The 20,586-nt window shown below is 72.9% G+C and carries 15 protein-coding genes and 1 pseudogene; 10 read left to right on the top strand and 6 right to left on the bottom strand.

The features are described 5' to 3' along the window. Positions 1 to 143: 143 nt before the first annotated feature. The 3 genes from ACH4FX_RS20620 to ACH4FX_RS20610 are packed head-to-tail and all read right to left on the bottom strand — an operon-like array spanning position 144 to position 2,817. Positions 144 to 1,064, bottom strand: coding sequence for a hypothetical protein (locus ACH4FX_RS20620; RefSeq protein WP_398480902.1), 921 nt, complete (start codon positions 1,062 to 1,064; stop codon positions 144 to 146). Continuing rightward, on the bottom strand, positions 1,061 to 2,206 hold the full coding sequence (locus ACH4FX_RS20615; RefSeq protein ID WP_398480953.1) for a DUF6114 domain-containing protein: 1,146 nt from the start codon (positions 2,204 to 2,206) through the stop codon (positions 1,061 to 1,063). Before ACH4FX_RS20615 ends, ACH4FX_RS20620 begins: the two co-directional genes overlap by 4 nt. Next, on the bottom strand, positions 2,203 to 2,817 hold the full coding sequence (locus ACH4FX_RS20610) for a DUF6230 family protein (protein WP_398480900.1): 615 nt from the start codon (positions 2,815 to 2,817) through the stop codon (positions 2,203 to 2,205). The genes ACH4FX_RS20615 and ACH4FX_RS20610 overlap by 4 nt, the downstream gene beginning before the upstream one ends. Positions 2,818 to 2,982: 165 nt before the next feature. Here ACH4FX_RS20610 and ACH4FX_RS20605 point away from each other — a divergent pair, with 165 nt between their 5' ends. Together ACH4FX_RS20605 and ACH4FX_RS20600 are read left to right on the top strand one after the other, a co-directional pair. After that, positions 2,983 to 3,642: a TetR/AcrR family transcriptional regulator gene (locus ACH4FX_RS20605; protein WP_398480898.1), complete on the top strand. Its 660-nt coding sequence runs from the start codon at positions 2,983 to 2,985 to the stop codon at positions 3,640 to 3,642. Between the two features lie 324 nt (positions 3,643 to 3,966). Continuing rightward, a pseudogene (locus ACH4FX_RS20600) lies at positions 3,967 to 6,591 on the top strand (PA14 domain-containing protein); the annotation flags it as partial. A 183-nt stretch (positions 6,592 to 6,774) separates the two neighbouring features. Here ACH4FX_RS20600 and ACH4FX_RS20595 read toward each other — a convergent pair. Beyond that, entirely contained in the window at positions 6,775 to 8,043 is a 1,269-nt protein-coding gene (locus ACH4FX_RS20595) for a glycoside hydrolase family 18 protein (RefSeq protein WP_398480896.1), read from the bottom strand. 442 nt (positions 8,044 to 8,485) lie between these two features. Between ACH4FX_RS20595 and ACH4FX_RS20590 the strand changes: the two genes are divergently transcribed. Further along, positions 8,486 to 9,658, top strand: coding sequence for an acyl-CoA dehydrogenase family protein (locus ACH4FX_RS20590; protein WP_398480894.1), 1,173 nt, complete (start codon positions 8,486 to 8,488; stop codon positions 9,656 to 9,658). 49 nt (positions 9,659 to 9,707) lie between these two features. Here the strand turns inward: ACH4FX_RS20590 and ACH4FX_RS20585 are convergent, their stop codons facing one another. Further along, the gene (locus ACH4FX_RS20585; RefSeq protein ID WP_398480892.1) at positions 9,708 to 10,901 is read right to left on the bottom strand and encodes a pyridoxal-phosphate dependent enzyme; all 1,194 of its coding nucleotides are present in this window, start codon (positions 10,899 to 10,901) and stop codon (positions 9,708 to 9,710) included. 342 nt (positions 10,902 to 11,243) lie between these two features. Between ACH4FX_RS20585 and ACH4FX_RS20580 the strand changes: the two genes are divergently transcribed. Next, positions 11,244 to 12,416 (top strand): hypothetical protein, encoded by a 1,173-nt coding sequence (locus ACH4FX_RS20580; RefSeq protein ID WP_398480890.1) that lies wholly within the window; start codon positions 11,244 to 11,246, stop codon positions 12,414 to 12,416. Then, on the top strand, positions 12,413 to 13,522 hold the full coding sequence (locus ACH4FX_RS20575) for a phosphotransferase family protein (RefSeq protein WP_398480888.1): 1,110 nt from the start codon (positions 12,413 to 12,415) through the stop codon (positions 13,520 to 13,522). The genes ACH4FX_RS20580 and ACH4FX_RS20575 overlap by 4 nt, the downstream gene beginning before the upstream one ends. Before the next feature lie 73 nt (positions 13,523 to 13,595). On the opposite strand, the gene ACH4FX_RS20570 is transcribed toward ACH4FX_RS20575, so the two are convergent. After that, the gene (locus ACH4FX_RS20570) at positions 13,596 to 14,018 is read right to left on the bottom strand and encodes a hypothetical protein (RefSeq protein ID WP_398480887.1); all 423 of its coding nucleotides are present in this window, start codon (positions 14,016 to 14,018) and stop codon (positions 13,596 to 13,598) included. A gap of 208 nt (positions 14,019 to 14,226) precedes the next feature. On the opposite strand from ACH4FX_RS20570, the gene ACH4FX_RS20565 reads away from it, so the two are divergent. The 5 genes from ACH4FX_RS20565 (at position 14,227) to ACH4FX_RS20545 (ending at position 20,560) form a co-directional block, all read left to right on the top strand. Continuing rightward, positions 14,227 to 14,667: an Lrp/AsnC family transcriptional regulator gene (locus ACH4FX_RS20565; RefSeq protein WP_003984197.1), complete on the top strand. Its 441-nt coding sequence runs from the start codon at positions 14,227 to 14,229 to the stop codon at positions 14,665 to 14,667. Positions 14,668 to 14,812: 145 nt separating this feature from the next. Continuing rightward, positions 14,813 to 16,453, top strand: coding sequence for an amidohydrolase (locus ACH4FX_RS20560; RefSeq protein WP_398480885.1), 1,641 nt, complete (start codon positions 14,813 to 14,815; stop codon positions 16,451 to 16,453). 589 nt (positions 16,454 to 17,042) lie between these two features. After that, positions 17,043 to 18,653: an apolipoprotein N-acyltransferase gene (lnt, locus tag ACH4FX_RS20555; RefSeq protein ID WP_398480883.1), complete on the top strand. Its 1,611-nt coding sequence runs from the start codon at positions 17,043 to 17,045 to the stop codon at positions 18,651 to 18,653. Continuing rightward, positions 18,650 to 19,408 (top strand): polyprenol monophosphomannose synthase, encoded by a 759-nt coding sequence (locus tag ACH4FX_RS20550; RefSeq protein ID WP_398480881.1) that lies wholly within the window; start codon positions 18,650 to 18,652, stop codon positions 19,406 to 19,408. The genes lnt and ACH4FX_RS20550 overlap by 4 nt, the downstream gene beginning before the upstream one ends. A 186-nt stretch (positions 19,409 to 19,594) precedes the next feature. Continuing rightward, on the top strand, positions 19,595 to 20,560 hold the full coding sequence (locus ACH4FX_RS20545) for an LLM class F420-dependent oxidoreductase (protein WP_398480879.1): 966 nt from the start codon (positions 19,595 to 19,597) through the stop codon (positions 20,558 to 20,560). The last annotated feature ends 26 nt before the right edge of the window (positions 20,561 to 20,586 follow it).

The following is a 20,586-nucleotide window of genomic DNA, read 5'->3' as shown; positions in this document are numbered from 1 at the left end:
GGCTGCTGCCTGCGACCCCCGTCCCGTAGCCGATGGTGCTCGTACGGCGCGGGGCAGTAAAGCCCGCTGGAGCGTGGCGTCAGGGGTACGCCCGCGGCCCGGCTCGCCGCCTGCTCGCGTACTCCCGTCCTGGGGGCAACCGGTCAGGGGCGTGCCGCGGCCCGGTTCTCCGGCAGCAGGTCCGCCGTCGCCCGCCAATGCCCCTTCGGGAGGCCCACCAGGCCGTACAGCCATCGGACGGGGGAGCGGCGCGGCAGCAGAAGCCCGCCCGTTACGGCGGCGAAGGCCGTCAGGCCGACGGGAAAGCCGAGGAAACGGACCAGTGCGCTGGCCAGGAGGGCGCCGGCCAGCGGCAGCCCGTACAGGCCCGCGCCCGCGATGGCGACGGCGAGGACGCGGGGCACCTTCAGGTCCTGCGCCCCGCCCGGCAGCAGCCAGCCCTCGGCCAGCCACCCGATCTCGGCCAGCAGCATCGTGCCGAGGACGGCGGCGCCGAGGACCAGGAGCGCGAGGAAGGTGCCGGAGGTCAGGAAGCGCAGGACGTTGTTGATCACGCTGTCCCCGGGCCAGGCGCGCAGGGCGGCGCCGTCCGTACTGAGGAAGCGGCGGTAGCCCTGGCCGTCCCAGCCGTGTACGAGGGTGCCGAAGAGCAGGAAGTGGCCGCCGGCGCAGTTCAGGTACGCCCAGTAGCCCGCGCCGACCAGGCACAGGGCCTGGGCGAGCAGGAAGCCGAGGAGGGTGGCGGTCACGACGCCACCCGCGTAGAGCAGGGGGAGGCCGGCCCAGACGCCGCGGTGGCCGTCGGCGATGTGCATCGTCGACCAGGACGGGTTCTGCCACATCAGGAACAGCCCGGTCGGCACCAGCAGCACCGCGGCGTACAGGAGGGTCAGGCACAGGTACGGGTTCGCGGCGCGGCTGACGAGGCGCGGGGCGAGCAGCCGGGGCAGGCCGGTCCGGTCGGCGGCGCGGCGTTCGAGGAAGTGCAGCTGCCGGGCGGCGGAGAGCGCGAACGTCGAGCCGATGGCGTACGCCCAGAACAGCGCGGCCGGCAGCCCGATCATGCCGTCCCCGCTCCCGCCCCGGCGTTCAGGGTCAGCCCGTCCGCGACGATCAGGTCGGAGGTGACCAGGGCCTGTTCGGCGTCCACGTTGGTCATGAAGACGAACGGCGGGACGACGGGCGGCACGGGCAGGGTGTCGGGGGTGAAGGTGAGGCAGATGAGCCCTTGCAGGCAGCCGCTGAACTTGGTCAGGTAGAGCGTTACGTTGCCGCTCAGGTCCAAGTTGCGTGCGCCTAGGCTGAGTTGGGGGCCACCCGCGTCGCGGGTGATGAGCCGGTAGTCCGTGAGCGAGGCGGCTTTCATACGCAGGACCATCGCCTTCACCGGACCGTTGACCGTGGGAACTTCGGTGACACCGGCCAGGGTGAAGCCCTTCGGCGCGAACATCGTCGTGGTCACGGTGGGCGGGACGGGCGCTGCGGGGATGCCGGCCGCCGCCTGCGCGGGCCGGGCGGGGGTGCCGATGACCGCGACCAGGATGACCGGCAGAGCCACGGCGAGGGTCTTGTTCCGGCTGCCGGGCGCGTCGTCCGCAGGGGCGTCGCCTGGCGCGTCGCCGCCGGACGCGGTCGCCGATCGGCCGTGCCCGGGCGGGGCGTCACCGTCCCCGGACGTATCCCTGCCGTCCTCGGGCGTACCTCTGCCGTCCCGGGGCGTACCACCGCCGTCCCCGGACACACCTCCGCCACCCCCAGGCGTGTCACCGCTCCCGCTCTCCTCCACCGCCGTCCACCCGAACCCCATCGCACTGCCCGCGATGCCCAGCCCCATCCCCACCAGGAACCCGCCCAGGTTGGTCGCCGCGAAGGACAGCACGGACAGGATCAGCGCGTGCAGGCTCACATAGTGGTGCGCGGCCGGGCGCAGCCACAGGAACAGCCCGGCCACGATCAGCGCGAGACCGATGCCGATCGCGGCCAGCCCGCCCAGGCCGAGGCTGATCAGCACGGTCAGCGGCGACAGCGGTACGAGCAGCAGTTCCGCGCCGCCGAGGATGAGCAGCAGCCCGGCCCAGAACGGCCGGGTCCGCCGCCAGCCGCGGAACGCCGCGCGCCGCTCGGGCCAGGTGAGCCGGGCGGCCGGGCGGTGGGGGGCCGGCTGACGGACGGGCCGGCGCCGGGCGAGCAGCCGCCGGCCGGTCAGAAGCACTTCTTGCCGCCCAGGCTCACGTCGAGCCGCAGGCCCTTGAGGCGGAAGTTGCCGCCGGTGGCGGACCACGCGTGCGACTTGACCCCGGCGACCTCGATGTTCCCGGCCTGGAGCCCGAACTTGCCCTTCTCGCCCTGGACGCCGGGCACCTGGTCGAGGGTGGAGGCGTCCCGCCCGATCTGGGCCGTGCCGAACCGGGCGTCGCCCACCAGGTCCTCGCCGTCGATGACGAGGTTGTCGGCGGTGACCTGGCCGGCGTCGCCGCCCGCGGTCAGCTTGAACACCACCGTGCCGAGGGGCGTCTTGACCTCGGCCGCCTGGCAGATGTCGCTCAGCACGGCCTTGCCCAGGCCGAGCAGGGCCACCGGGTGCCCCTGGCCGCCCGCGTCGCGGTCGGTGTGGACGTACGAGGCCAGGCCCTGACTCGTCAGCTTGCCCGAGGTGACCTGGAAGTTGGTGCCCGAGACGGCGAACGAGGCGGCCAGCGCCCCCTCGGCCATCACCGAGGCCATCGCGCCGACCGCGAGCACCGCGGGGATCGCCGTCACCGCGGTCTTCTTCCAGGACGTACGTCCCTGAGGCAACGGCCGCTTGTTCTTGCTCACTGCTTCCTCCCCGGGGCAGCGATGGAACGGCTGCGAGCGCAGCCGTGGACACGTGCGAGCGCGCGAGGGAAGTGCCTGTGTGGAGCGGCTACGGGGCGAAGCCGCAGGTGGCGTACCTCTGCCATACTGCGGAAAACCCGTGGCAGTTGGAGACTAGGGCTCGAATTGAATAATAGTCAACAGCGCGGACCCCGGGCCCCGCGGGCCGCCCGCGCCACCGAGCGCTCGCAGGCGCGCCGTGCCGAACTGATCGCCATCGGAAGGAAGCTGTTCGCCGACACCTCCTACGACGCCCTGTCCATGGACGACATCGCCCGCCAGGCCGGTGTCGCCAAGGGCCTGATCTACTACTACTTCAAGAACAAGCGCGGCTACTACCTCGCGATCATCGAGGACGCGGTCGCCGAACTGGTCCAGCGCGCCTCCAGCACCCACGACCTGCCGCCCGTGGAGCGGGTCCAGCACACGATCGACGGCTATCTGCGGTACGCCGAGCACCACCAGGCGGCCTATCGCGCCATCGTCACGGGCGGCGTCGGCTTCGACGCGCAGGTGCTCGCGATCCGCGAGGAGGTCCGCGAGCAGCTGCTCGGCACCATCGCGCACGCCGCCTGGGACCGCGCGGAGCTGCCCGCGCTGGCCCGTACGGCGCTGGTCGGCTGGCTCTCCAGCGTCGAGGGCGTCACCCTCGAATGGATCGCGCGGCGGGAACTGGACCGGGGGACCGTCTGCGCGCTGCTCGTCCGGGGGCTGGGGGACACCCTGCGGCTGATCGAGGAGTACGAGCCGGCCTGCCCGGCGCCGACCCGGCCGCCCAATCCCTGACCGGGCAGGGGACGCGGGGCGCGCCGGGAAACGCGCCGGAGCGCGCCGGAGGGGCGGGAGACCGTGGCCTTCCGCCCCTCCGGCACGCCTGCCGTGCGGCGTGCGCCACGTGGTGACGCGCCTGCCCCGCCGCACGCAGTCCGGCACCGGCGGGCTGCCCTTCCCGGGCGACCGATCGGGGGGCGAAGGCTGCCCCGCCGTCGGCCAATTCCCGTGCAGGACTGTTGTTTTACGGTGCAGGCTGTGCCTAACTGTTTGACTATGTTTCCTTCTTCGCATCGCCTGAGCCTGCGCGCCAGAGGCGTCCCGCACTGGAGACACCGCATGAGACGGGCCCGGCGCCCGCTCCCTCAACAGCTGCTCTTCACCCTGCTGTTCGCGCTCGCCGCGTCGCTGCCCGTCAGTGGCCTCGCGCCCCCGGCGCGGGCGGCTGACCGGGCCGCCGATCGCGCGGCGGAGGTTCCGCACGCGAGAGGACACGGTCTCAAGGGCGAGTACTTCCGGATGTCCGAGCCCGGTGCCCGCGACTTCGCCGAGCTCGGCGGGACGACCCTGGAGCAGTCCGTCGACTTCCCCGACCTGAGTTCCACCTTCCGGATCGCCACGGGGCGCACCGAGCACACAACGGCGCGGTGGAGCGGCAGGATCGAGGTGCCCAAGAGCGGGCAGTTCACCTTCTTCGCCAAGGGTGACAACGGCTTCCGGCTCTTCATCGACGGCAAGCAGGTCATCGACCACTGGGTGCCCGACTGGGACGTCGAGGTCAAGAGCGATCCCGTCGGGCTCACCGCCGGCCGGCAGTACGACTTCCGGTTCGAGATGTTCCAGGACAGCGGCGGCTCCAACATGCTGCTGAGCTGGCAGAGCCCGGACGTCAGCAGGGAGCCGGTCCCCGAGTCGGCCTTCACGCCGCCGGACGGCTTCGAGCCGTACCCGGTGGACCTCGCGGTCGTCGCCGACGGGCGCCGACTGCGGGCTGCGTTCGCGGACGAGGCCAACGTGACCGGGGCGCTCAAGGACCATCTGACGCTGGAGGCCGACACCACGCAGATGCCCGTGGAGTCGGCCGTCAGGGACGGGAACGACCCGCGCACCGTGATTCTCACGCTGGCCGGGCCCGTCCAGAAGGGCCAGCGGGTGCGCTTCGGTTACGACGGGAAAGGCGGACTGACCAGCGGCGGGAAGGCCGTGCCGATGGTGATCCGCTCTGCCGCGAACCTCTCCACCCACCGGCTGACCACCACATGGGGCGACAAGGTCGATCGGGACCACCCGCTGCCCGAGTACCCCCGTCCGCAGGAGAAGCGGGCGAAGTGGAAGAACCTCAACGGGCAGTGGGAGTTCGCCGGTGCCCGTAAGGGAGAGCAGCCCCCGTTCGGCAGGGGGCTTGCCGAGAGGATCACGGTGCCCTTCCCCGTCGAGTCGCAGCTCTCCGGGATCGAGCGGCACGAGGACCACATGTTCTACCGCAGACTCATCGATGTCCCCAGGAGCTGGCACGTCGGGACCGTGCAGCGCCTCAAGCTCAACTTCGGCGCCGTCGACTACGAGGCGCGGGTGTGGGTCAACGGCAAGCAGGTGGCCCAGCACACCGGCGGCTACACCGGTTTCAGCGCCGACATCACCGACGCGCTGAAGAAGAGCGGCAAGCAGGAGGTCATCGTCGGGGTCACCGACACCGCCGGCGCCAACCAGCCCAAGGGCAAGCAGACGCCGCGCCCCGGAGGCATCTTCTACACCCAGTCCTCCGGTATCTGGCAGACCGTCTGGATGGAACCCGTGGCCAGGGCGGCCGTCGACAGGCTCGTCAGCACCCCGGACATCGGCAGCGGCACCCTGACGGTGAAGGCGGTGTCCCGCAACGCCTCCGCTCAGGCCGAGGTCACGGCCGTGGCGCGGGACAAGAAGGGCAAGGAGGTCGGCAGGGCCACCGGAGCGGCCAACGCCGACCTCGGTCTGAAGGTGCGTGACCAGCACCTGTGGTCGCCCGACGACCCCTACCTCTACGGCCTCGAAGTCACCCTGCGCGACGGCGGGCAGAAGGACGTCGTCACGAGCTACTTCGGGATGCGCTCCATCGGCGTACAGAAGGTCGGCGGCCACCCCAAACTCGTACTGAACGGCAAGCCCTTCTTCTCCCTCGCCATGCTGGACCAGGGCTTCTGGCCGGACGGCCTCTACACCCAGCCCAGCGACGACGCGCTGCGCTTCGACCTGGCGGGGCAGAAGCGGCTCGGCTTCAACGCGGTGCGCAAGCACATCAAGGTCGAGTCGCCCCGCTGGTACTACCACGCGGACCGGCTCGGACTGCTGGTGTGGCAGGACTTCGTCTCCAGCGACATCACCGACGAGCGGGGACAGCGGGCGTTCACCGGCCAGGCCAGGGAGATGATGGAGCAGACGCACAACTCCCCGGCCATCGGCGGCTACATCGTCTTCAACGAGGGCTGGGGCGAGTGGGACCGCGACGCCACCGGCCGCCTCGCCGAGTCCGTCAAGGCCGCCGACCCCTCGCGTGTCGTCAACGCGCACAGCGGCGTCAACTGCTGCAACTCCAAGGGCGATGCGGGCAAGGGCGACATCATCGACCACCACGACTACAACAACGCCGACCCGCCCGCACCCGACGACCGCCGGGCCGCCATGGACGGCGAACACGGCGGCTTCACGCTGCGCACTCCCGGCCACATGTGGCCCGGTGCCCCCACCGTGATCTACAGCGGGGTGGCCGACACGGAGGCGCTGACCCGGAAGTACGTCGACAACACCCGCACGTTCTACCTGCGCCAGGCAGGCGCGCACCTGTCCGGCTCGGTCTACACGCAGGTCTCCGACCTGGAGAACGAACTCAACGGCTTCTGGACATACGACCGACGCAAACTCAAGGTCGACCCCGCCCGCGTCCGTGCCGTCAACCGCGAGGTCATCGCCGCCGGAGCAGCGGCGGGAGGCTGACCTGCCCCGTGCGTCCCGGGCCCTGGACCGGGCTCGGGACGCACGGGGATTTCCGTAGGGCCGCGCAGTCGCCCAGCCGGCGCTGTGCACCCGACCCGGCGCGCCACCCGACACACCGGCTGGACCGATCACACAGCCCGAACCGGGAAGCGCAGCGCCGTTACGCCCGCAGCGCCCTTACTTGATCGCCTTGATCAGCTCACCATTGGCCGTATCGCCGCTCAGCTCCCAGAAGAACGTGCCGCCCAGTCCCTGCTGGTTCTTGTACGTCATCTTGGTGGCGATCGTTTCCGGGGTGTCGTAGCTCCACCACTGGTTGCCGCATTTGGCGTAGGCCGTGCCGCCGACCTTGCCGGTCGCCGGGCAGCGGGTCTTGAGGATCTTGTAGTCCTCGATGCCGGCCTCGTACTTGCCCGGTGCCGCGCCCGTCGCGGTGCCGCCCGGCGCGTCCTGCGTCACGCCCTGCCAGCCGCGGCCGTAGAAGCCGATGCCGAGCAGCAGCTTGTCGGCGGGGATGTTCATGCCCTTGAGCTTCTTGATGGTGTCGGCGGTGTTGTAGCCGGCCTTCGGGATGCCGTTGTACGAGGTCAGCGGCGAGTGCGGGGCGGTCGGGCCCTTGGCGTCCCAGGCGCCGAAGTAGTCGTACGTCATCGGGTTGTACCAGTCGACGTACTGGGAGGCGCCCTTGTAGTCGGCGGCGTCCAGCTTGCCGCCGGCCGAGGCGTCGGCCGGGATCGCGGCCGTCACCAGCTTGCCGCCGAACTTGGCCCGCAGCGCCTTCAGCAGGTTGGTGAGCGCGTCCCGGCCGCTGGTGTCGCAGGTCAGGCCGCAGGCGTTCGGGTACTCCCAGTCGATGTCGATGCCGTCGAAGACGTCCGCCCAGCGTTTGTCCTGGACCAGGTCGAGGCAGGACTGTGCGAAGGCGTTCGGGTTCTTGGCGGCCTGGGCGAAGCCGCCCGACCAGGTCCAGCCGCCGAAGGACCAGATCACCTTGAGGTTCGGGTGCAGCTTCTTGAGCTTGCGCAACTGGTTGAAGTTGCCGCGCAGCGCGCCCGTGTCCCAGGTGTCGGCCTTGCCGTCCACGCTCTGGTCCGCGGTGTACGCCTTGTCGTAGTCGGCGTAGGCGTCGCCGATGGTGCACTTGCCGCCCTGGACGTTGCCGAAGGCGTAGTTGATGTGCGTCAGCTTGTCCGCCGAACCGGACGTCTGGATGTTCTTGACGTGGTAATTGCGGTCGTAGACGCCCCAGTTGGTGAAGTATCCGACGACCTTGTTCCCGGCCGCCTGGGTGCCGGCCGCCGCGGAGGCGGCCGTGGGGGTGGCGGAGGCGGCGGGATCGGCGGCGGCCGTGCCGGCGCACAGGGTGCCGGCCAGGGCCGCGGTACACAGTGCGGTGGTGGCGGCGATCAGTCTGCGCGGTGATCGCGTACGGAGCGGTCTGGGCATGTCGTCTCCTCGGAGGGGGGCGAGGGGGAACTGACGGAAACACGCGCCGATTCGGCGTGGACGCGTTGAGTGTTGGGGGAGAAGGTAGAAGGACTAGACCAGCGTGGTCAATGGTTTGGACCAATTTCGCGTGGCGTACAGCTTCCGTTGGCCGCGCCGGGCCGGCGTCGTGCCAGGTGAGGGGCGGGGCGGTCGGGCGGCGGGCCGGCGGCCGGACCGCCGGGAGCGGGCGCTGACGAAGTCCCGTCCGGGCCGGAGGAGATCCCGGCCGACCAGTGACGTAGCGCTGCCGATCGGGCATACTCCTAGCGCCACAGCTGCAGGTCACCGCCTTCCGCGACCCGGTACGCGATCATCTGCTGAGCACTGTGCGAACAACCGGCGGCGCCGCCTCACCCTCGCGCGCGTCCGCCGCAGCGCCCGACAGGGAGGAGAGCGCCGCATGACCGAGTACGGCCCCCGGCCGGTGGACCGCAGGCTGCCCACTGAGGAGGCCCGAGCTCTGCTGACGCTGGTGCGGGACCTCGTCGAGCGTGAGATCAGGCCGACCGCCGCCGAGCAGGAGGAAGCGGGACGCTTCCCCCGGCAGATCTTCACGCTGCTCTCCGAATCCGGGCTGCTCTCGCTCCCGTACTCCGAGGAGTTCGGCGGCGGGGACCAGCCCTACGAGGTCTACCTCCAGGTCCTGGAGGAGCTGGCGGCCGCGCGGCTGACCGTGGGCCTCGGCGTCAGCGTGCACACCCTCGCCTGCCACGCGACGGCCGAGTTCGGCACGAAGGAGCAGCGTGCCACGCATCTGCCCGCCATGCTCGGCGGCGGCCTGCTCGGCGCCTACTGCCTCTCGGAGCCGTCCTCCGGTTCCGACGCCGCCTCACTGACCACCCGGGCGGTCCGCGACGGGGACGTCTGGACCCTGGACGGCACCAAGGCGTGGATCACCCACGGCGGCGTCGCCGACTTCTACACGGTGCTCGCCCGTACGGGAGAGAAGGGCGCCCGCGGCATCACGGCCTTCCTGGTGCCCGGCGACGCGGCGGGGCTGACCGCCGCCGCGCCCGAGCGCAAGATGGGCCTGAAGGGCTCGCCCACGGCCCAGCTGCACTTCGACGGCGTACGGGTCCCCGACGCCCGCCGCATCGGGGAGGAGGGCCAGGGCTTCGCCATCGCCCTGTCCGCCCTGGACTCCGGCCGTCTCGGCATCGCCGCCTGCGCGGTCGGCGTCGCCCAGGCCGCCCTGGACGAGGCACTGGCGTACACCGCCTCCCGGCAGCAGTTCGGCCGCCCGATCGCCGACTTCCAGGGCCTGCGGTTCATGCTCGCCGACATGGCCACCCAGATCGAGGCGGGCCGCGCGCTGTATCTGTCCGCCGCCCGCCTCCGGGACGCCGGCCGGCCGTTCTCCAAGGAGGCGGCGATGGCCAAGATGTTCTGCACCGACACCGCGATGCGGGTCACTACGGACGCCGTCCAGCTCCTCGGCGGATACGGCTACACCCTCGACTTCCCGGCCGAGCGCTACATGCGCGAGGCCAAGGTGCTGCAAATCGTCGAGGGCACCAACCAGATCCAGCGCATGGTCGTCGCACGCCACCTGATCGGGCCGGAGACCCGCTGACGGACACGGGGGCGGCGGACGGGCAGCCGTCCGCCGCCCGGGCGGCGCTTCACACGTCCGCCGCGCCCAGCCCCTTCATGCCCGTCGCCGTACCGATCGCCACGACCAGCTCCGGCTGCTCGCGCAGCATACGGCGGGCCACCGAGATCGCCACGGCGGACGACGCCTCCAGCAGCAGGCCCTGCTGGGCGAGGCGGCGCTGCTCGGCCACGAACTCCTTCTCCGCCACCGCGACGGCCGTGCCACCGGACCGCCACAGCGCGTCCAGCCCCTGCCAGCACGGCCGCTCCTCGCCGAGCGAGAAGGCGGCGGTCGGGTGGCTCACCACCTGTGTACGCTCCTGGGCCGCGCGGTCGGCGTGGCGCAGCGCGGCGGTGAAGGGGGCCGCCCCGGCGGGTTCGGCGGCCACCATCCGCGGCGCCGCCGAGACCAGCCCGGCCGCCGCCAGTTCACGGAAGCCGCGCTCGATCCCGGCCAGCAGGTCCGCCCGGCTGGTCGGCACGACCACCGCGCCGATCCGCCGTCCGGCGAAGTCCCGCGCCAGCTCGTACGCGACCGACTTGTACCCCTCGTTGGCGTACGGGTTGCCGCCCGGCGACGGGGCGGAGTAGCTGGTCAGCGGATACCAGCCGTGCTCCTCGACGGCCCGCGCCATCGCCGCGTTACGGGCCCGGAAACCGCCCTCGCACCGCACCTGTTCGGCGCCCAGCAGGTCGATCTGCGCGGCCAGCGCCGGCGGCACGCCCTCGCTGGTGAAGACCACGCACCGCAGCCCGGCCCGGCCCGCGTAGGCGGCCGCAGCCGCGCCCGCGTTGCCGGACGACGCGGCGCACACCGTGTCGGCGCCGGTCTCCACCGCCGCGGCCACGCCCGCCGCCATCGCCCGGTCCTTGTGCGAGCCGGTCGGGTTGGCGCCCTCGTACTTGACCCACAGTTCGCTGCCGCACTCGGGCGCGTGCCCGTCGCCGAGCGCGGCCGGGTCGGTCCGCAGCCGTACGTTCGGTGTGCCGCCCTCGCCGAGCGTCACCGGCGGGCCGCTGACCGGCAGCGTCTCCGGCCAGCCCCATGGGCCGCCCGGGAATCCGGCGAGTTCCAGGCCGTCGAGGTCGGCCAGCGGCGGCATCGCGTTGACGCCGATCCCGTCCGCCGCGCACCGGGGGCAGCCGGCGAAGCCCGTGACCTCCAGGCCGCAGCGCAGACAGTGCAGGCTGCTCGGGCCCTGCGCGGAGCTTGCCGTCGTCATGGTGGTGTCCCCCTCGTTCCGTCGCCGCTGCGTCGCCGGTGTCCGCGATGACCTTCGTGCCCCACTCTACGGTGCCGTGTACGCCGTACAGCGCAGCCGGGGGCCCCGCGCCCGGGCCCGCCGGACGGCCGGAAGGCGGCGGCCGGGAGCGGGGCCCGGTGCGGGGGCCGGGTGCGGGGGCCGGGTGCGGGGTCGCTTCCCGTCCGCGGGCCGCTACGGCTATGGTTCCGCGCGTACTCCTGACGTACCGTCAATTCCGGCCTGGGAAACGGCTGTCGGCGGGCGGGCCCGCGCCCCCGAGGCCGCCGGGCCGTGCCCGCCCGCGCGTCCAGGAGGTGTTCCGTGACCGACCGCCCCATCGCGCTCGACGAATACCCGATCCACCAGGTGCCGCTGTCCATGCGGCACGTCGCCACCGGCGACCGCAACGCCTACGACCGCTGCATCTTCCACGTCATGGACCACACCGGCCGCGCGCTGCTCATCGCCGGCCTCGGCGTTCACCCCAACACCGGTGTCATCGACGCCTTCGCCACCCTCCGGCTCGGCGACCGCCTGTACGCCGTACGCGCCTCCGACGCGCTGACCGACGACCGCCTCGCCCTCGCCGTCGGCCCGCTCACCATCACCGTCGACCGGCCCCTCGAACGGCTCCGGCTGCGCTGCGCCGCCGACCCGGCCGACCCCGGCGGCCTCTCCTACGACCTCGCATGGCACGCCGCCTTCCCCGCCGTCTGGGAACCGCACCACACCCAGTACCGCGGCGGCCGGCTCACCCTGGAGGGCCGCCGCTTCGTGCAGGCGGGCACCTGCACCGGCACCGTACGGGCCGCCGGCGGGGAACTGGCCGTCACGGCGGGGGAGTGGACCGGAACCCGGGACCGCAGCTGGGGCGTGCGGCCGATCCCCGGCGAGGACGGCGGGCGCGCCGCCGAGGAGGCGCGGCCCGAGGGCTTCCACTGGATCTGGTGCCCGGTCCGGTTCGACGACCGCTTCGTGATGGTCGTCGTCCAGGAGGACGCCGACGGGCACCGGACGCTCAACGAGGCGCTGCTCGTGCGCAACGGCGCCCACGACGTCCAACTCGGCTGGCCGTACGCCGACATCACCTACCGGGCGGGGACCCGGCAGCCCGAGCGGGCCGTTCTCCACCTCACCGACCCGGCCCGCAAACCCCTCGAACTCGCCGCCGAGATCCTCACCTCCTCGCCCCTGGCCGTCGGCGCGGGCTACCCGCCCGCCGACGACTGGCAGCACGGCACCTGGCGCGGACGCGGCTGGACCGACCGCCGCACCTACGACCCCGCCGCCCACCCGCTCGCCGCCTACGGCGTCACCGACCACGCGGCCCGCTTCACCCTCGACGGCCGCACCGGATACGGGATCTTCGAGCACGGCAGCTTCGGCCGCCACGACCCCAGCGGCTTCACCGGTCACACCGGCCCGGCACCGGCCCGCCCGGACGCCTCGCAACCCCGCCCGGCCGGCCCGCAGCCCGGCGAGGACCGGTCATGAGCAGCACACCCCGGCCCCGCACCACCACCCGCGAACCGGCGGAACTCACCCGGCGGCTGTCCGCCTGGCTGAGCACCCGCCTGCCCGGCGCGCGGGCGGTCGCCGCGACCGTCCCCGCCTCCAACGGCATGTCCAGCGAAACCCTGCTCTTCGACATCGACCACCCCCGTCCGCCCGTCCGCTCCTGCGCCCTGCGCCTCGCCGCCGACCCCGCCGCTTACACGGTATTCCCCACCTATGACATGGCCCGCCAGTACCGGACGACGCGCCTGGTCGCCGAGTACACGGACGTACCCGTACCGCGCACTCTCTGGCTCGAAGAGGACCCGGCGCCGCTCGGTGCGCCGTTCTTCGTGATGGAGCGCGTCCAGGGCCGCGTACCGCCGGACGTCATGCCGTACACGTACGAGGGGAGTTGGCTGCACGCCGCCACCGACGCGGAGCGCGCCGCACTGGAGGCGGACACGGTCTCGGTCCTCGCCCGGATCCATGACCAAGTGCCCGCGGAACGGGCGGCGTTCCTCGGCCTCCCTGGGCGCGGGAGCGCGCTGCGGCGGCATGTCGCGGCCCAACGGGCGTACTACGCCTGGGTCGTCGCGGAGCACGAGCCGTCACCGCTGATCGAGCGCGGCTTCGCCTGGCTGGCGGAGCACTGGCCGCCGACGGCCGACGCCGCAGCGGACACCGACGACACCGTGCTGACCTGGGGCGACGCCCGGATCGGCAACATCGTCTACGACGGTTTCACGCCCGCGGCCGTACTGGACTGGGAACTGGCCGCACTCGGCCCGCGCGAACTCGACCTCGGCTGGCTGGTCTACCTCCACCGGTTCTTCCAGGACCTGACGGTGAGCAGCGGCCAGCGCGGCCTGCCGGACCTCCTGCGCCGCGACCGCGTCGAGGAACGTTACGCCCGGCTCACCGGCCACATACCGCGCGCCATGGACTTCCACACCCTCTACGCGGCACTGCGGCACGCCGTCGTCATGCTGCGCGTGGCCTACCGGAGGATCCACTTCGGCGAGGTGCCCGCACCGGCCGACCCGGACGCGCTGATCATGCACAGGGCCGCGCTGGAGGCGATGATCGACGGCCGCTACTGGTGAACGGCCGGGCGGGGGCGCCGGGACGGCGCGGGAGCGGCCGTCCGCTCCCGCCGGGCGTCACCGGGGCGGGCTCTCAGGGCCGGCGCATCCGCGGCACCCGTGTCGGCCGCGTACCCGGCCCGCCCACGTGCGAGAACGGCTGCCGGCGCCAGTCCAGGCCCTCCGGGAGGGTCAGCAGCACCCCGGCGTCCTGCTCCTGGGCCTCCAGCGAGTCGTCGGCCGCGGGGGCGTCGGCCACCGGCCGTCCCGAGCCCTCGCACACCGTCAGGCAGAAGGGGTTCCACGGCGTGGGGCACAGCGCGTGCTCGGGCAGGGTGTCCTCGTCCGCCAGCAGCGCGATCGGCTGGTCGCAGTCCGGGCATGTCACCCGGAAGATCTCCATGGTCTCGAAGGAGTCGTACAGATCGTCCTCGACGGCGGGGCCGAGACTGTCGCCCTCCTGGGCGTCGTGGCTGAGCGGCGCGGAATCGGTCTTCTGACGTCGCATGATGTTCATCCCCCTCGGGTGGGCCGCGCAGGCCGCCGGCTTCCTGTGACGGGCGGCTCCGGCCAACACCAGCAATTCCCCCCATGCCCCGCGCATAATCGCCGAGCCCTCCGGGATACGGGGTCACGGGTGTGGCATTGGTCACATGGCCCGCGCGGGCGCGTCCACGATCCGGCGTACGGTGCGCACACGCGCCCGAGCACAGTAGGTTGATCGGGTGGAGGAGCTGGACCGACAAATCGTGGAGCTGCTCGTCAAGGACGGGCGGATGAGCTACACCGACCTGGGCAAGGCCACCGGCCTGTCCACCTCGGCGGTGCACCAGCGGGTGCGCCGCCTGGAGCAGCGCGGTGTGATCCGCGGCTATGCCGCGATCGTGGACCCGGAGGCGGTGGGGCTGCCGCTGACCGCCTTCATCTCGGTGAAACCCTTCGACCCGAGCGCCCCGGACGACATCGCCGACCGCCTGGCCGAGGTGCCCGAGCTGGAGGCGTGCCACAGCGTCGCGGGCGACGAGAACTACATCCTCAAGGTGCGGGTGGCCACGCCCCTGGAACTGGAGCACCTGCTGACCCGCATCCGCACGCTGGCCGGGGTCTCCACACGCACCACGGTCGTGCTCTCCACCCCGTACGAGGCCCGGCCGCCCCGCATCTGACCCGGCGCGCCGGGGCCCGGGGCGGCGCGCGTCGGCCGGGCGCGGTGGTACGCAGTGGCGCGCGCCGCCCCGCGCGCCCGCGCGTACGCGGCAAGATCCCGACCCCGGATGCGGGGAAGCCGCGTACAGGGGTCAAACTGTCGCCATGAGTGAGCGCACCCCCGACCCGGCCCGGCCCCGTACCGTCCTGCTGCGCGGCGGGGAGGTGCACAGCCCCGCCGATCCCTTCGCCACCGCCATGGTGGTCGAGGGCGACAGCGTCGCCTGGGTCGGCGAGGAGGGTGCCGCCGACTCCTTCGCCGACGGCGTGGACGAGGTGGTCCAGCTCGACGGCGCGCTCGTCACCCCGGCGTTCACGGACGCACATGTGCACACGACGGCCACCGGCCTCGTGCTCACCGGCCTGGACCTGTCCGGGGCCCGTACGCTCCCCGACGCGCTGGCCCGGGTACGGGAGTACGCCGCGGCCCGCCCGATGGACCGGGTGCTGCTGGGACACGGCTGGGACGCCGCCGTCTGGCCCGAGGGCCGACCGCCGTCCCGCGCCGAACTGGACGCCGCCACCGGCGGCCGCCCGCTCTACCTGACCCGGGTCGACGTGCACTCCGCGGTGGTCACCACCGCCCTCCTCGACCTCGTCCCCGGCGTCCGCGACCTGCCCGGATTCCACGCCGAGCAGCCGCTGACCGGCGCCGCCCACCACGCCGTACGGGCCGCCGCGCACGCCACCGTCACCCCCGCCCAGCGCGACGCCGCCCAGGCCGCGGCCCTGGCGCACGCCGCGTCCCTGGGCATCGGCACCCTCCACGAGTGCGCCGGCCCCGACATCTCCGGCGAGGACGACCTCACCGCCCTGCTGGCCCGCGCGGCCCGCGAACCCGGCCCGCGGGTCGTCGGCTACTGGGCCGAAACCGTCACCAACGCAAAGGACGCCGAGCGCATCCGGGCGCTCGGCGCCCTCGGCGCGGCCGGTGACCTGTTCGCCGACGGCTCCCTCGGCTCGCACACCGCCCACCTGCACGCCCCGTACGCCGACGCGGACCACACCGGAACCGCCCACTTGGACGCCGACGCCGTCGCGGCTCACGTCGCGGCCTGCACCGAGGCCGGGCTCCAGGCCGGCTTCCACGCCATCGGCGACGCCGCGCTGACCGCCGTCACCGACGGCGTGCGGGCCGCCGCCGACCGCGTCGGCCCGGCCCGCGTCCGGGCCGCCCGGCACCGCGTCGAACACGCCGAGATGCTCACCGAGGCCACCATCGCCGCGTTCGCCGAATTCGCGCTGACCGCTTCCGTGCAGCCCGCCTTCGACGCGGCCTGGGGCGGCGCCGACGGCATGTACGCGGCCCGCCTGGGCGCCGAGCGGGCCCGCACCCTCAACCCCTACGCCGCCCTGCTGCGCGCCGGCGTGCCGCTCGCCCTCGGCTCCGACAGCCCGGTCACCCCGCTGGACCCGTGGGGCACCCTGCGCGCCGCGGTCTTCCACCGCACCCCCGGGCACGGCATCTCCGCCCGTGCCGCCTTCACCGCGCACACCCGCGGCGGCTGGCGCGCGATCGGCCGCGACGACGCGGGCGTCCTGGTGCCCGGCGCGCCCGCCGACTACGCGGTCTGGCGCACCGGCGACCTCGTCGTCCAGGCCCCCGACGAGCGGGTGGAACGCTGGTCCACCGACCCCCGTTCCGGCACCCCCGGCCTGCCCGACCTCACCCCTGGCCAGGACCTGCCCGTATGCCTGCGGACGGTGGTGGCCGGACGTACGGTGTACGGACGGCCGAACGAGTGACTTCGCGCGGGCGCGTACCACCGCGGAACGCGCCCGCGGGCGCCCGCCCCACCTGGGAGAGCGGGCGCCGGCCTGGGGCGACGCGAAAACCACGCAGGCCGGGCAACTGTTGACAGCAGACGGTCGGCGGCCGGTAGGTTCGGCCGAGTCCACCACAGGACGTCCGACCGGGAGACCTCCGCGCAGTCGTCGAACGCAGCTGGGCCATGGGACGGTGTGCCGCACCGGCACACCGCCACTGGGAGCCAGGTCCAGCACCTGCGGAACGGGGACGACGGAAAGGTTTCGGCCGGTCGGCAGGTGCGACCCGGGTGGGGCCCGGTAGCTCAGTAGACAACGGCTCTCGGTCGATCCGCAGCCAGCGGGTCCCAGGTCGGCCCGAAGGGCGCCGGGCCCTGATCCGCACCGCACGGCGGTGCCCTTCCCTCTCTCGCGCGGGCGGCGTGGCCCGTACCTTTGTGCACCCCCGGTCCGCGACCGCGCCCTCCCGATGTACGGTCTGCACACCACCGCATGACCTGCAAGGAAGGCCGCGATCGTGCCATCGGGCTCCGACACCACCGCACGACCTGCAAGGAAGGCCGGGACCGTGTCATCGGGCTCCGGCGCTTCCGGCCCGGCCGTGCCCGGACGCGGCCGCCGGTTCGCGGCGCTGGTCCGCCGCGAGGTGCCGCGGACGGTCCTCGCCGTCCTGAGCGGCCTCGCGCTCGCGCTGGCCTTCCCGCCGTACGACCTGTGGCCGCTGTCCCTCGTCGGCGTCGCGGCCCTCGGCCTGCTCGCCCGCGGCCGGACGGCCCGTCAGGGCGCCTGGACGGGCTTCGCCTTCGGGCTGCCGTTCTTCTTCCTGCTGCTGAAGTGGCTGCACGTCGTCGGCTGGGACGCGGTGTTCGGGCTGGCCCTCGTGCAGGCTCTGTACATGGCCCTGCTGGGCGCGGGCCTCGCCCTCACCTCCCGCCTGAAGTACGGGCCGCTCTGGGCCGCCTGTCTGTGGGTCACCGAGGAGTGGGCGCGCGACCGCGTCCCCTTCGGCGGCTTCCCGTGGGGGCGCCTCGCCTTCGCCAACACCGGCTCGCCCTTCACCCCGCTCGCGGCCCTGGGCGGTGCGCCGCTGGTGACCTTCGCCGTCGCCCTCGGCGGCACGCTGCTGGCCGCGGCGGCCGTGGTCCTGTGGGGCCTGCGCGGGTCCGGGAGAACGGTGCGGGCGGCCCTGCCCGCCGTGGAGGCGGTCGGTCTGGCCGCCGCGGTCTCGGTGGCCGGGCTGCTGGTCCCGGTGCACACGCAGGCGGACGACCGGGTGGACATCGCCGTCGTCCAGGGCAACGTGCAGCGGCCCGGCATGGACTTCCTCGGCCGCCCGATGAAGATCCTGGACAACCACGCCACGGCGACGGAGCAACTGGCCGCCGACGTGAAGGCGGGCAAGGCGAAGAAGCCCGACCTGGTGATCTGGCCGGAGAACGCCTCGGACCTGGACCCGTTCCGCTACCCGCAGGCGTACGACCGCATCGACGCGGCGGTCAAGGCGATCGGTGTGCCGGTCCTCGTCGGCGCCCTCGTCGACCACCCGGACAAGCCGGGCTACGTCTTCAACCAGGGCATCGTCTGGGACCCGGTGAAGGGCCCCGGCGCCTCGTACACCAAGCAGCACCCGGTGCCCTTCGGCGAGTACGTGCCGTTCCGGGAACAGCTCAGCAAGCTCATCACCCGGTTCCAGCGGGTGCCGCGCGACTTCTACCCGGGCGACCGCACCGGGGTGCTCGACGTCGGGCCCGCCCGGCTCGGCGACGTCATCTGCTTCGAGGTCGCCTACGACGAGATCGTCCACGACACCGTGAACGCGGGGGCCCGCGCCCTCGTCGTCCAGACCAACAACGCCACCTACGGCCGCACCGGACAGCCCGAACAGCAGCTGGCCATGTCCCGGCTGCGCGCCGTCGAACACGGCCGGGCCGTCGTCACGGCGGCCACCAGCGGGATCAGCGCGGTGGTCGCCCCGGACGGTACGGTCACCCACAAGATCCCGGAGTTCACCCAGGGCGTGCTGCGGGCGAGCCTCCCTCTGCGTGACGAAAAGACCGTGGCCGACCGCGTCGGTGCCATTCCTGAGTGGGCGCTCGCTATCGTGGGGCTTCTGTCCTGCGTCGCCGCGGCAGTCGTGGGCCGGCGCGGGCGTACGAAGGACGAGAAGGGGCAGCAGTGACAGACGGCGGTCAGCGGAAGTACGGTCCGCTCGGGACCACCTTGGTGATCATTCCCACGTACAACGAGGCGGAGAACATCAAGCCGATCGTCTCGCGGGTACGGTCCGCCGTGCCGGAGGCGCACATCCTGGTCGCGGACGACAACAGCCCGGACGGCACGGGCAAGATCGCCGACGAGCTGGCGGCGGCGGACGACCATGTCCAGGTGCTGCACCGCAAGGGCAAGGAAGGGCTGGGCGCCGCCTATCTGGCGGGCTTCCGGTGGGGGATCGAGCACGGCTTCGGCGTCCTGGTGGAGATGGACGCCGACGGCTCGCACCGCCCCGAGGAGCTGCCGCGGCTGCTCACCGCCCTCAAGGGCGCGGACCTGGTGCTCGGCTCCCGCTGGGTGCCCGGCGGGCGGGTGGTGAACTGGCCCAAGCACCGCGAGTACCTCTCCCGCGGCGGCAGCACGTACTGCCGCGCCATGCTGGACGTCCCGCTGCGCGACGTCACCGGCGGCTACCGGGCCTTCCGCAAGGAGACGCTGGAGGGGCTCGGCCTGGAGGAGGTGGCCTCGCAGGGCTACTGCTTCCAGGTGGACCTGGCCCGCCGGGCCGTCGAGGCCGGCTTCCACGTCGTCGAGGTGCCCATCACCTTCGTCGAGCGCGAGCGCGGCGACAGCAAGATGAGCAAGGACATCGTCGTGGAGGCCCTGTGGCGGGTCACCGGCTGGGGCGTCGGCTCGCGGGTCAACAAGCTCCGCAGGCGCTGAGGAGGCGGGGCGGGGGCCTGAGGCCCCTGGGCGGGGGCGCCGGCCCCTGCCCGCCGCCGTCGGCCCGGGTGCACCGGGTGTTCGCGAGCGCACACGCTGGTCCGGTCGGGCGGAGTCTTCCCGGCCCGGCCGGGCAGCACCGCGGGGCGGAGTTTTGCGGTCGCATGATCGGGAAACTCGCGCCATATGGTGCAAATCGGCTATACGATGATGACTGAGCAAGCCGGTCCGCGTGATCTCGTCGACCACGTCGTCCGGGCCGAGGAAACCGGCTTCGACTTCTCGGTGACCTCCGACCACTACGCCCCGTGGCTGGCCTCCCAGGGCCACGCCCCGTACGCCTGGAGCGTACTGGGCGCCGCGGCGCAGGCCACCTCCCGCATCCCGCTGATGACGTACGTGACCTGCCCGACGGTGCGCTACCACCCCGCGGTGGTCGCGCAGAAGGCCGCGACCATGCAGCTGCTCTCCGGTGGCCGCTTCCGGCTCGGCCTGGGCTCGGGCGAGAACCTGAACGAGCACGTCGTGGGGCACGGCTGGCCGGGCAAGAACACCCGGCACGAAATGCTCGGCGAAGCCCTGGAGATCATCCGGGCGCTGTTCGACGGCGGCAAGGTCACCTATCACGGCAACCACTTCGACGTGGACGCCGCCAAGCTCTGGGACCTGCCCGACGAGGCCCCGCCGATCGGGGTGGCCGTCTCGGGCGAGCGGTCCTGCGAGCTCGCCGGCCGCCTCGCCGACCTGGTCATCGCCACCGAGCCGAAGGGCGAGCTGATCAGCTCCTTCGAGAAGCACGGCGGCAAGGGCAAGCCGCGGGTGGGCCAGCTGCCGATCTGCTACGACCCGGACCGGGACGCCGCCGTCCGGCGCGCCCACGACCAGTTCCGCTGGTTCGCCGGGGGCTGGAAGGTCAACTCCGAGCTGCCGGACCCGGACGGATTCGCCGGGGCCACCCAGTTCGTCCGGCCGGAGGACGTCGCGGAGACCATCCCCTGCGGCGACAACGTGGACGACTTCGTCGAGGCGGTGCGCCCGTACGCGGAGGCCGGCTTCACGGAGATCGCCGTCGTCCAGGTCGGCGGCGACCACCAGCGGGAATTCTTCGACTGGGCCGGCAAGAAGCTGCTGCCCGCGCTGCGGGAGCTGTAGACCCGGGAGCCGGGTCCCGCGGGGCC

The sequence above is a fragment of the Streptomyces sp. NPDC018019 genome, from assembly GCF_044327805.1.
Taxonomy (GTDB): domain Bacteria; phylum Actinomycetota; class Actinomycetes; order Streptomycetales; family Streptomycetaceae; genus Streptomyces.
This window is presented reverse-complemented; position numbering and strand designations above follow the sequence as displayed.

Bases quoted from the DNA above. Each gene is read 5' to 3' on its own strand.
- ACH4FX_RS20570 (WP_398480887.1), bottom strand. From the start codon at position 14,018: ATGAACATCATGCGACGTCAGAAGACCGATTCCGCGCCGCTCAGCCAC.
- ACH4FX_RS20590 (WP_398480894.1), top strand. From the start codon at position 8,486: ATGACCGAGTACGGCCCCCGGCCGGTGGACCGCAGGCTGCCCACTGAG.
- ACH4FX_RS20560 (WP_398480885.1), top strand. From the start codon at position 14,813: ATGAGTGAGCGCACCCCCGACCCGGCCCGGCCCCGTACCGTCCTGCTG.
- ACH4FX_RS20545 (WP_398480879.1), top strand. From the start codon at position 19,595: ATGGTGCAAATCGGCTATACGATGATGACTGAGCAAGCCGGTCCGCGT.
- ACH4FX_RS20575 (WP_398480888.1), top strand. From the start codon at position 12,413: ATGAGCAGCACACCCCGGCCCCGCACCACCACCCGCGAACCGGCGGAA.
- ACH4FX_RS20620 (WP_398480902.1), bottom strand. From the start codon at position 1,064: ATGATCGGGCTGCCGGCCGCGCTGTTCTGGGCGTACGCCATCGGCTCG.
- ACH4FX_RS20585 (WP_398480892.1), bottom strand. From the start codon at position 10,901: ATGACGACGGCAAGCTCCGCGCAGGGCCCGAGCAGCCTGCACTGTCTG.
- ACH4FX_RS20595 (WP_398480896.1), bottom strand. From the start codon at position 8,043: ATGCCCAGACCGCTCCGTACGCGATCACCGCGCAGACTGATCGCCGCC.